The organism is Streptomyces sp. Tue6028 (assembly GCF_002300165.1).
GTDB lineage: Bacteria > Actinomycetota > Actinomycetes > Streptomycetales > Streptomycetaceae > Streptomyces > Streptomyces siamensis.
Genome location: NZ_MLCE01000025.1, coordinates 127,133 through 138,103, shown reverse-complemented (window position 1 = coordinate 138,103; position 10,971 = coordinate 127,133). Strand labels below are relative to the sequence as shown.

At 71.2% G+C, this 10,971-nt stretch carries 12 protein-coding genes; 6 read left to right on the top strand and 6 right to left on the bottom strand.

Features of this window, described 5'->3' with window-relative positions:
- Positions 1 to 237: hypothetical protein (locus BKI49_RS35405; protein ID WP_179332565.1), on the top strand; the 237-nt coding region annotated here is incomplete at its 5' end.
- A 247-nt stretch (positions 238 to 484) separates the two neighbouring features.
- A complete protein-coding gene (locus BKI49_RS24720; protein ID WP_095936478.1) occupies positions 485 to 1,360 on the top strand; it encodes an alpha/beta fold hydrolase in 876 nt (291 codons plus the stop codon).
- A 20-nt stretch (positions 1,361 to 1,380) separates the two neighbouring features.
- Here the strand turns inward: BKI49_RS24720 and BKI49_RS24715 are convergent, their stop codons facing one another.
- A complete protein-coding gene (locus BKI49_RS24715) occupies positions 1,381 to 2,277 on the bottom strand; it encodes an NYN domain-containing protein (RefSeq protein ID WP_095936477.1) in 897 nt (298 codons plus the stop codon).
- 237 nt (positions 2,278 to 2,514) lie between these two features.
- On the opposite strand from BKI49_RS24715, the gene BKI49_RS24710 reads away from it, so the two are divergent.
- The gene (locus tag BKI49_RS24710) at positions 2,515 to 2,667 is read left to right on the top strand and encodes a hypothetical protein (protein ID WP_095936476.1); all 153 of its coding nucleotides are present in this window, start codon (positions 2,515 to 2,517) and stop codon (positions 2,665 to 2,667) included.
- 109 nt (positions 2,668 to 2,776) lie between these two features.
- On the opposite strand, the gene BKI49_RS24705 is transcribed toward BKI49_RS24710, so the two are convergent.
- From BKI49_RS24705 to BKI49_RS24695, 3 genes are all read right to left on the bottom strand, one after another.
- Entirely contained in the window at positions 2,777 to 3,382 is a 606-nt protein-coding gene (locus BKI49_RS24705; RefSeq protein WP_095936475.1) for a MarC family protein, read from the bottom strand.
- Between the two features lie 311 nt (positions 3,383 to 3,693).
- Positions 3,694 to 4,566, bottom strand: coding sequence for a PHP domain-containing protein (locus BKI49_RS24700; RefSeq protein ID WP_095936474.1), 873 nt, complete (start codon positions 4,564 to 4,566; stop codon positions 3,694 to 3,696).
- A 450-nt stretch (positions 4,567 to 5,016) separates the two neighbouring features.
- The gene (locus tag BKI49_RS24695; protein WP_095936473.1) at positions 5,017 to 5,658 is read right to left on the bottom strand and encodes a DUF6758 family protein; all 642 of its coding nucleotides are present in this window, start codon (positions 5,656 to 5,658) and stop codon (positions 5,017 to 5,019) included.
- A 163-nt stretch (positions 5,659 to 5,821) separates the two neighbouring features.
- Here BKI49_RS24695 and BKI49_RS24690 point away from each other — a divergent pair, with 163 nt between their 5' ends.
- Positions 5,822 to 7,075: an MFS transporter gene (locus BKI49_RS24690; RefSeq protein WP_095936472.1), complete on the top strand. Its 1,254-nt coding sequence runs from the start codon at positions 5,822 to 5,824 to the stop codon at positions 7,073 to 7,075.
- A 28-nt stretch (positions 7,076 to 7,103) separates the two neighbouring features.
- Here BKI49_RS24690 and BKI49_RS24685 read toward each other — a convergent pair whose 3' ends face one another.
- Entirely contained in the window at positions 7,104 to 7,688 is a 585-nt protein-coding gene (locus BKI49_RS24685) for a suppressor of fused domain protein (RefSeq protein WP_095936471.1), read from the bottom strand.
- Between the two features lie 549 nt (positions 7,689 to 8,237).
- Between BKI49_RS24685 and BKI49_RS24680 the strand changes: the two genes are divergently transcribed.
- Positions 8,238 to 9,350, top strand: a complete 1,113-nt coding sequence (locus BKI49_RS24680; RefSeq protein WP_028801982.1) for a magnesium and cobalt transport protein CorA — start codon at positions 8,238 to 8,240, stop codon at positions 9,348 to 9,350.
- A gap of 46 nt (positions 9,351 to 9,396) precedes the next feature.
- Positions 9,397 to 9,936, top strand: coding sequence for a hypothetical protein (locus BKI49_RS24675; protein WP_095936470.1), 540 nt, complete (start codon positions 9,397 to 9,399; stop codon positions 9,934 to 9,936).
- A 78-nt stretch (positions 9,937 to 10,014) separates the two neighbouring features.
- Here the strand turns inward: BKI49_RS24675 and BKI49_RS24670 are convergent, their stop codons facing one another.
- On the bottom strand, positions 10,015 to 10,776 hold the full coding sequence (locus BKI49_RS24670; protein ID WP_179332564.1) for a hypothetical protein: 762 nt from the start codon (positions 10,774 to 10,776) through the stop codon (positions 10,015 to 10,017).
- Positions 10,777 to 10,971 lie beyond the last annotated feature (195 nt).

The window sequence follows — 10,971 nt, the reverse complement described above, 5'->3', positions numbered from 1 at the left end:
GAGGTCGCCGAGGCCAAGCCGCGGCGCACCCGGGCCAAGGCCACGACCACCGCTGCCGCCGAGGCCGCCGTGGACACCGCCGAAGCCGCCGAGGCCAAGCCCGTCCGCCGACGCACCCGCAAGGCCGTCGACGCCGAGATCCCGGCCCAGACCGCCGCCGACGACACCGACGCCAAGCCCGTCCGCCGCCGGACGCGCAAGGCCACGACCGCTGCCGCGGAGCCCGCGGAGAGCTGAGTCGCCGACCTGAACGGCCCGGTCCCACCCGAGGTGGGGCCGGGCCGTTCGTCTTGCGCTCCCCCGGTCCCCGGCCCGACGGGGCCTTTCCCCACGCTCCCGGATTCGCCCGAACAGCGGGGTCCCCACAGCGGGGTCCCCTTCCCGGGGCGCCGCCCCCGGCCCCGCTCCTCGCAGGCCGTGTGACCGTCGTCGCGTTCGGCGGCGGGCGCGCGCGGCCTCTTGCGGGTGCCGATAGCCTCGGCTCATGAGTCGGCCCCCAACGTTCGTCCCGCCCGCCGGAGTCCGCGCCTACCGCCTGTCCACCGAGCGCGGCGAGTTCGCCGTGCTCGACGCGGCACCCCAGGGACGCCCCAAGGGAACCGCCCTGCTGCTGCCCGGGTTCACCGGGAGCAAGGAGGACTTCATCGCGCTGCACGAGCCGTTGGCCGCGGACGGATACCGGACGGTGGCCGTCGACGGGCGCGGCCAGTACGAGACCGAGGGCCCCAAGGACGACGAAACGCCGTACGCGCAGGAGGAGTTGGCGCGGGACGTGCTCGCCCAGGCGGCCGCGCTCGGCACTCCGCTGCATCTCGTCGGGCACTCCCTCGGCGGCCAGATCTCGCGCGCCGCGGTGCTGCTGGACCCGTCCCCGTTCGTCTCACTGACGCTCATCGCCTCCGGCCCCGCCCAGATCTCCTCCTCCCAGCAGGCGCGCGTCAAGCTGCTGCGGGACGCGCTGGCCGTGATGGGCATGGCCCAGGTGTGGGAGGCGATCCAGGCGATGGAGCCGCCGGAGGAGACGGACACCGGCGGTGTCGACTCGGGGCTCGACGACATCGCCGCGTTGCGCAGGCGCTGGCTCGCCAACAGCCCCGCTCAACTCGTCGCGACGGGACGCCAGCTGTGCACCGAGCCCGACCGTGTCGCCGAACTGGCCGCCCTCCCGCTGCCGAAGCACGTGCTCTCCGGTGCGCACGACGACACCTGGCCGGTGACCCTGCTGGACGAGATGGCCGTCCGGCTCGCCGCCCGCCGCACGGTCATACCGGGAGCCGAGCACTCCCCCAACACGGACCAGCCCCTCCTGACGGCCCGTGCCCTGGCCGGGTTCTGGAACGACAACCCGGGCGCCGAGTAGCCGAGGGGCACCCGGCAGGCCTAGTACTGCGTCTGCAGGTGCTCCCAGAAGCCGTCGCGCAGGGCACGGCGCAGATCGGACTGCCCCCGCAGGGAGTACTGGAGCATCCCCTCGGCCTCGACCAGCAGGTCCTGGTCGACCAGGCCGGGAAGGTACGGATGTCCGGGCAGGAGCTCCACGAGTGACTCCCGGCCCCGTGCGGCCAGCCACTTCGCCGCGATCTGGGCGCCTACGAACCGCACGTCCTCGCGGCTGGGCCGGCTCGCCGCCGCCGCGTCGTACGTGAGGGCGGTCCGCCGCGACACGTACGGCTTGAAGAAGTCGAGGTCGAAGGTGCGCTGGCTGTCGACCTCCCACAGCAAGGGCTCCGCCTGGTTGCGTCCCTCCGGGGCCTCGATCCCCCAGAGGTGGACGCGCGCCCCGTACCCCTGGGCCGCCTCGACCGCCGACACCAGGTCCTCGTCGCCGCCGAGCAGCGCGGCGTCGCTGATGGCGCGGTGCCGGGCGAGGGACTCCAGGTCGGACCTGATGAGTGAATCGACGCCCTTCTGCTGGTTGTTGGCGTTCAGGTTGCCCAGCCGGACCTTGACGTCGGGCAGTTCGGCGATCGACTGCTGCTCGCTGGTGTGGATGCGGCGGCGCGCCCCGTCGTACCAGTAGACGCGGAGCAGCCTGCTGTCGGCGAAGATGGTGCGGGCCCGGTCGATGAGGGCCTCGATGAGGCCCTCGGTGTCCAGGTCGAAGGAACGCCGGTCCTCCGTGCCGACGGCGAGCCGTCCCGCCGCCGCGTACAGGTATCCCGCGTCGACGAAGATCGCGTGTGTGGACGGCGTCTTCGCCACCTCGGCGAGCATGCGCTGCAGGAGCTCGTTCGTGCGGTCGATGCGGGCGCCGAGCGCCAGGAGGTCGTCGTTCATCGCCACTATTGTCCCGGCGGTCACGCTGCGAACACAACTGGTCCCGTTCAGTCCTCGAACAGTCTCCGCCATATCGCTTACCAGCCGGTAATTAGGTTCTCGAAAATTTTCCTTAGCGTAGGGAATGTTTGTAACACGCACCCCGTTGAATACGTACGGATGCGGGCGCACCGTCGCCTTGCATGCCTCACACGAGTAGTTCTCCTCAGGAGGATGACCAGACGAAGGGAGAAGCCCATGCGCTTCGAAATCATGCGACTCGACGATGTCGACGGCACCCCCGTGGACAGCACCGTCGTGGACGCCGCCTCCGTCAACCGGATCGTTCAGCAGGCCGCGGCCATCGGGCAGCGACTGTGGATCCGCCCGGCCGAATCGTCCGCCTCGTAGGACGAGGACGCGCTTCGTCACGCGGACGTCATCGGTTCACCGACTTCGGAGCCCCGCACGGCATCGGCCGTGCGGGGCTTCGCGTGCGTGTGCGCCCGGGCGCCGCGCCTCAGCTCGCCCGGATCACCTGGGTGACGCCGTTGATGATCTGCTGCACGGCGATCGCGGAGAGCATCATGCCCGCGAGGCGGGTCACCAGCACGACACCGCCGTCCTTGATGACCCGGATGATCACCAGGGAGTACCGCATCACGACCCACAGCACGACGTGGATCGCGAGGATCGCGGTCCACACCGACACCTGCGTGGCGACCGTGTCGGCCTTCTGCACGGCCAGGATCACCGACACGATCGCGCCCGGACCGGCCAGCAGCGGCATGCCCAGCGGTACGAGGGCGACGTTCACGTCCTTGGTCTGCTTGGGCTCGTCGGTCTTGCCGGTGAGCAGGTCGAGGGCGATCAGCAGGAGCAGCAGTCCGCCCGCGATCATCAGGGCGGGCACGGAGACGTGCAGGTAGTCGAGGATCTGGTGCCCGAGCAGTCCGAAGACCGCGATCACGCCCCCGGCCACGCAGACGGCCTGGAAGGCCATCCGCCGCTGCACCTTGGCGGGGCGCCCCGCGGTGAGCGCGAGGAAGATCGGAGTGATCCCGGGGGGATCCATGATGACGAAGAGGGTGAGGAACAGGGAGACGAAGACGGCGACGTCGAACACGGTGAATGGCCTTGCGAACGTGGTGAGAGCGGGTGTGCCGCTGGGGCGGGCGTTCCGCGCGGCATGTGACCGCGGTGGAACAGGACAGGTGAGGACAGGAGGGCGGGAGGCACCGGCCGGACGCGACGGACCGAACCGCTCGGCCCGGCGGGCCTGCGGGTACGGGGCACACGGACGGACCGCCGCGGGACGCGACGGGCCACGGAGTGCCGCGGGATCCGGCCGGACGGCCGGTTGCGGCCCCGGCCGGACGACCGGCTACGGCCCCGGTGGAACCGGGCGCCGGACGGCGCCGGCGGAGACGGCCGCGGTCAGCCCTGGGCGGTCAGGGGTCCACCGGTACCGGGCACGGGGAACGCGCCGGTGGCCCGGCGGGTGATCTCCCCGTACACCTCGGGATCGGTGGTGAATTCGCCGAGCACGCAGGTCTTGCGGCTGCCGTGGTAGTCGGACGAGCCCGTGGCCAGCAGCCCCAGCTCGGCCGCCAGACCGCGCAGCCGCGCTCGCGTCTCGGGCTCGTGGTCCATGTGGTCGACCTCGATGCCGTCCAGGCCCGCCGCGGCGAGCTCGGCGATCGCGGACTCCGGCACCGTCCGGCCCCGCTTGGCGGCGGCCGGGTGAGCGAAGACGGCGACACCGCCGGCGCCCTTCACCAGCCTCAGCGCCTCGAAGGGGTCGGTCTCGTGCTTGGGGACGTACGCGCGGCCGCCGTCGGCGAGCCACTGCTCGGTGAACGCGTCGGAGACGCTGTCCACGACCCCCAGCTCGACCAGCGCGGACGCGACGTGCGGACGGCCCACGGATCCCTCTCCGGCGATCCGGGCGACCTGCTCCCAGGTGATCGGCACACCGAGGTCCCGGAGCTTGGCGATCATGCCCTGGGCGCGCGGTACGCGGTCGTCACGGACGAGCTCGCGCTCGGCGAGCAGCGCCGGCTCCTCGGGATCGAAGAGGTACGCCAGCATGTGCATGCTGATCCCGTCGATGCGGCAGGAGAGCTCGGCGCCGGTGACGAGGGTGAGCCCTTCGGGGAGCGCGGCGATCGCCTCGGCGTATCCGCGGGTGGTGTCGTGGTCGGTCAGCGCGACCACGTCCAGTCCGGCCGCGGCGGCGTTGCGCACGAGCTCGGCCGGGGTGTCCGTGCCGTCGGACGCCGTGGAGTGGGCGTGCAGGTCGATACGCACTACGCGGGCTCCAGGCGGTGACGGGACGGGCGGGGACACTCAAGGATAACGGGCATCCGAGGCCCCTCTGTCACACCCTCTCCCCAGGTACGCCCCCTACGCGTTTTCCGTGAGCCGCACCTGCCGGGGCGTCCGTGCGGGCTTCCGACGCATCCCGCCCGCGACCACGCCACTCGACCGCCGAGCGTTCCAGCCCTTCACTCCAATGGAGCAGCGCCGGAGACCACGATGCGCGCACACGCCCTGCGCGACCGGCACTCCGGTGGTAGGGACTGGCCGCGACGACCGCCCCTGGATTCACACGGTCGGCCCGCAGCGACCCGCGCCCGGCGCTCCCTGCGCGCGGCCTGCAGACCGCCCGCCCTCACGCTCCCGCTGCGACGTACGGAGAAGACACCCGGGCAGCCGGCCGTCGGGCGATGGGCCCGCACCGCCGTTCCGCCCGCCGCCTCACGGCTCCAGAATGCGCGGCGACAGCGCCCCGCACGGCAGCAGGTCCACCTCCGCACCCGCGTCCCGGAGATCGGTGAGCACCATCTCGTCGTACATCAGCAGCCCGGTCTGCTCGGGCCAGACGACGGCCCACAGCCACAGCCCGAGCGCCTCGCCCGCGAAGACGGCGCGGTCGTCGGGGGTGCCGGAGACGTGCCACAGCGGAGTGGGCCGGCCGGCCGCGAGGACCTTGGCCTGGGGCGGTTTCTCGACACTCATGTAGGGGCCGGGGTCGGGCCCGTCGACACCGGCGTACCGAGCGCCGAGGCCCACGCCGAGCTCCTCGGCGACCAGCAGCAGCTCTCCCACGCCACCGAGCGGTCCGGGTCCGGAGCAGGCGACGACGGTCGCACGTCCACCGCTGCGGTCGTCACCGGCGAAGGCCGCGCCGGTGAACAGCCAGCCGACCGGTAGCGGCCACGGCATCCACACCGGTACCCGGGCGCGGTGCACGACCACGTCCAGGGCCTCGACGCTGGGCGGGATCACGGGCTGCAGCGGGTGCACCGTCCCGTGCACGTCGCACTGCCAGGTGTCGGCAAAGAGGCCGGGAGCCCTGACCCGGCCACCACACTTCGGGCAACTGGGTTCGCCCCTCATAGGGCCCAACGGTCCTCCCCGACGTTCGCCACGTCAAGGACGATCACCCGTCCGGCGTGTGCCTGTCACACCAAGGAACTAGGTGTAGCTTGCATTAATTAGCCCAGCTAACTTATTATGTGTATACGACAACCATCTCGTCGCACGCAGTGAAGGAGCGGGCATGATCAGCAGCACGGGAGGCCCCGCCGAAGGGGACACACTGGACACGGGCGCCACCAGCCTCCTGCGCCAGCCGAGGGCCGTCTGGGCCACCGCCGGCGCCTCTGTCGTAGCGTTCATGGGCATCGGCCTCGTCGACCCGATCCTGCCGTCCATCGCCAAGGGCCTGGACGCCACGCCCAGTCAGGTGTCCCTGCTGTTCACCTCGTACTTCCTCATCACCGCCTTCGCGATGCTGTTGACCGGATTCGTCTCCAGCCGCATCGGCGGACGCAGGACCCTGCTGCTGGGCCTGGCCCTCGTCGTCGTCTTCGCGGGCCTGGCGGGCACCTCGGGATCGGTCGGCGAACTCGTCGGGTTCCGGGCCGGCTGGGGCCTGGGCAACGCCCTGTTCGTCTCGACGGCCCTCGCCGTCATCGTCGGCGCGGCGGCGGGCGGAAGCGCCGCGGCCATCCTCCTGTACGAGTCTGCGCTCGGCCTCGGCATGGCCTGCGGCCCGCTGCTCGGCGCGCTGCTCGGCGACGCCAGCTGGCGCTACCCGTTCTTCGGCACCGCGTTCCTGATGGCGGTCGGCTTCCTGTGCATCGCCGCGTTCCTGAAGGAACAGCCCAGGCCCGCACGGAAGACCTCGCCGCTCGACCCCATCAAAGCGCTCGGCCACGGCGGTCTCGCCTCGGCGGCCGTCTCCGCGTTCTTCTACAACTACACGTTCTTCACCGTGCTGGCCTTCACGCCGTTCGTGCTGAACATGACCCCCTACAAGTCCGGCGCGGTGTTCTTCTGCTGGGGTGTGCTGCTCGCCGTCTTCTCGGTGATCGTGGCACCGCGCATGCAGGCGCGGTTCGGCTCGCTGAAGGTGCTGGGCGGCTCACTGGTGCTGCTCGCCGTCGACGTACTCGTCCTCGGCTACGGCGACCACACCACCGCCATCGTCTGCACGATCCTGTCCGGCGCCTTCATCGGCGTGAACAACACGGTCTACACGGAGCTGGCCCTCGGCGTGTCGGACGCTCCGCGCCCGGTGGCGAGCGCCGGGTACAACTTCGTGCGGTGGTTCGCGGCAGCCGCCGCCCCGTACTTCGCGCCGAAGATCGAGGAGTGGACCGACATCCACATCCCGTTCGTGGTCGCCGCGGTGACGGCCGCGGCGGGCGCCGTCGTGGTCCTCGTACGGCGCAAGGCGCTCACCCATGAGGCGGAGGAGCTCCAGCCCCGGCACGCCACCGAGGACAGCGTCACGGTTTTTGCCAACTGACGCTTTTCGGCCAGGAACTGAGCCGGTCTCAGTCCAGCGGAACGGACTTGCGCAGCGGATCGCGCAGGTCCGTTCCACCGTTCAGCCAGCGCTCCTGGAGGGCTCCCGCTCCGTGCACGCGCTTCCACGCGGCCTCGTTGGGCGTCATCGGCAGCAGCGGCAGGAACCGCACCGGATCGGCCGGCGCGTCGAGTTCCAGGTCCTCGATCAGGCCGCCGGACTCCGCGACCAGGACCGAGGTGAACGGCGCGCCCGGCCACAGCGGTTCACCCACGTCGAGCGAGGCGCCCGGCGACACGATCAGGCCTTCGACCTGCGGGGAAGCGGCGAGTACGGCGAGCGGGCGGAGCACCTTGTCGGTGTCGGCGCCGCCCGCGCGCACCGAGAGGACCAGTTCCGCCCGCGGGCCCTTCACCGGGTCGGCGACGACCGCCGTCGGGTCCGCCATCGGCTGGGCGGACATGCCGAGCGTCGCGTAGCGGACGACGTCGCCCTCTGTGAAGCGCAGCACTTCGATACGGTCGGTGCCGAGGAAGGTGACCCCGGCCCGCGCGTCGGGTTCGCCCAGCGCAGAGCGCAACCGGGCCTCGACCAGAGGAAGAACATCAGCCATGCCGTGAGCATAGAACTCGTCAGGAGCGGGCAAAGCGGCGCGTTGACGCTTCAGTGCGCTGATAGTCTTGGCCGCCGGTCGGAGCAGCACGCAGAAGCGTCGCTCTCAAGCTCCGAACGCGACGCACTGACGCTGGCTCCCCGGGGAGCCAGACTCCCCTGCGGGGGATGGATCGTCCCTCACGGGGGACCGACCGGAGGAGGTGGGGCTGCAATGGACCGAAGTCGACCGTGCAGTACCACCCGCTCTTCCGGTCGCTGAGTTCTGTAGCTGGATCGCCTGCCCATCGGCCCTGCCGGCTGCTGCCTCCCGCGAGCGTGTGCATACCTGTCAGCGTTGCCCGGTGCACCACGGAAGAGCGCTTCGATTCCGCATGATCCGTCTGATCTGCATCACCCGATCCGTCTGATCTGAATCAGTAGCGAAGCTGCCACCGCGACGGTGCGGTGCTCCCCGCTTTGTGGACGTGCCAAACATCCGCAGTCTGGACGTCCCCATTCCGGGCAGTTCCAACCGTCGTCGACGGCCTCCGGTGAAAAGGAGCCTGCCATGTCGATGATCCGTGACCTGCGTGCCGCGGTCCGCCCCCGTCCCTCGCTGCGCAAGGACGGCGGGACGTACGACACCACCCGCGACCCCGCCACCCCGTCCGCGGTGGTCGACTGCGCCGTCTACCGCGACGGTGCCCGCGTCGAGACGCGCGAGCCGCTCACCCCGCACGAGGCGATGCGCCAGGTGCACCGCGACGGCGGCTTCGTGTGGATCGGCCTGCACGAGCCGACGGAGGCCGAATTCTCCGGCATCGCCCGGGAGTTCGGGCTGCACCCGCTGGCCGTCGAGGACGCCGTCCAGGCCCACCAGCGGCCCAAGCTGGAGCGCTACGACGACTCCCTGTTCACCGTCTTCAAGACCATCCACTACGTCGAGCACGACCGACTGACCGCCACCAGCGAGGTCGTGGAGACCGGCGAGGTCATGTGCTTCACCGGACGGGACTTCTTCATCACCGTCCGGCACGGCGGCCAGGGCTCGCTGCGGGCCCTGCGGCACCGGCTCCAGGACGACCCGGAGCTGCTCGCCAAGGGCCCCTCCGCGGTGCTGCACGCGATCGCCGACCACGTCGTCGACGGGTACATCGCCGTCGCGGACGCCGTGCAGGACGACATCGACGAGGTCGAGACCCAGGTGTTCTCGCCGGGCCGCAAGGGCACTCCGCGCGGCACCGACGCCGGGCAGATCTACCAGCTCAAGCGCGAGGTGCTGGAATTCAAGCGGGCGGTGTCCCCGCTGCTGCGTCCCATGCAGCTGCTGAGCGAGCGGCCGATGCGGCTGATCGACCCGGACATCCAGAAGTACTTCCGCGACGTCGCCGACCACCTCGCCCGCGTGCAGGAGCAGGTCCTCGGCTTCGACGAACTGCTCAACTCGATCCTGCAGGCCAACCTCGCGCAGGCCTCCGTCGCGCAGAACGAGGACATGCGCAAGATCACTTCGTGGGCGGCCATCATCGCCGTACCCACGATGGTCTGCGGCGTGTACGGCATGAACTTCCAGCACATGCCGGAGCTGCACTGGCGCTACGGCTACCCGGTGGTCATGGGCATCACGGTCGGCCTGTGTCTCTCGATCCACCGCATCCTGAAGCGCAACGGCTGGCTGTGAGGCCGGGGCGGCCGGGCAGGTCCGCGCGCTGGCTAGGCTTGCCCTCATGACGGAACAGCTGCTCGACCGGGCCCTCGTCGAGGAGGCCACCAAGAAGTCCGGGCTGATCTGGGTGCGCGCCGCCGACGGGCCGGCTCACGCAGGGAGCCAGGACGGGCCCTCCCGCGCCCTGTGGCACGTGTGGCACGACGGCGCGGCCTGTCTCGTCGGCGACGGGCCGGGCGAGCAGCCACTGCCGGGCCTGGTCGACGGGGGCGACGCGGTCGTCACCGTGCGCAGCAAGGACAAGGGCGGGCGGCTCGTCTCCTGGGCCGCGAAGGTCGTGGAGCTGACGCCTTCCTCGCCCGAGTGGGAGGCGGCCGTCGGCGAGCTCAAGGGCAAGCGCCTGAACGCCCCCGACGGCGAGGCGATGCCGGACCGCTGGGCCCGCGAGTGCCGGGTGCTGCGCCTGGAGCCGTCGGGCGTCACCCGGGAGCTTCCCGACGGGTCCCTGTCGGCGGTGCCGCTGCCGACCCCGGCGACCACGCGCCGACCCATTCCGTCGGCCCTGCCACGGCTCCTGCTCAAGAAGCGCAAGCGCCGCTGAGGCGCCGGGTCCCGGCCAGGGCCTGCCCGACCATTCCCGGCGTCGCCGGGCAGGCGGGAACGGTCGGGCAGGGCCTGGCTAGGACGTGGGCAGCTGCTGCCCGTAGTCCACCGTCTCCTTCTTCGTCGGCTCCTCGAGCGCGAAGTCCTTGCCCCAGTCGGTCAGCCGGAGGGTGCCGGCGTTGCCCGCACGGACCAGGCGGACCGGGTACGGGGTGCCCTTCAGGGAGACGTCGAGCGTGCCGCCGGAACCCTTGTCGCCGGTGATGCGGATGGTGCGGATGCCCGCCTGCTCGTGGTGTCCGTCCGTGGCGAGCTTGCCGTGCAGGGTGAGCAGGCCTTCGAGGAGGACGTTCTTGTCGGTGAAGCCGCTGAAGCGCTTGTAGGCGGGGTCGCCGGTCGGCACCTTGACGTACATGCCCTCCAGCTTCTTGGCGGCCGTGCTGTCCGCCGAGGACTTGCCGCCCTTGGCGTCCTGCTGGGTCCAGAACTCGGCGTCGGCCTTCAGGAACAGGTGGTCGCCCACCCGCAGCAGCCGGAACGTCGCGCCCTTCGCGGTCACCGAGCCGGTGCCGCCGTCGGACTTGAGGCGCATGTCGAGCGTGTACGTCGTCCCGCCCGACACCACGCTTCCGGACAGCCGCACGGTCTCGGCCGCCTCGGCCGCCTTCCGCGTCTTCGCCTCAATGGTGGCGGCGGGCAGCTTGCCGACCCCGTTCGTGCCCGCGTCCGGGTCCTCGCCGCCGCCGCACCCCGTCAGCCCCACGCCCGACACGGCCAGTGCGCACGCGGCGCTCACCAGTGCGGCCCTGCGGGTGCGGCCCTGGGGAATTGCAGTCACAGGTGGGGTGCCTCTCGTGCGGGGTCCTTCGCGGCGTACGGCAGCGTACCGGTGCCGTACGCCACGGGCGGAGGCAGTCCGTCCGGACCGCTCACCAGGGCGTATCCGACCGGGACGGGCTAGCCTGAAGCCCACCAGCGGGGACAGAACGGGACGGAACAGGCGTACGCGGGCGCACGGAGACCGGGCACGTGC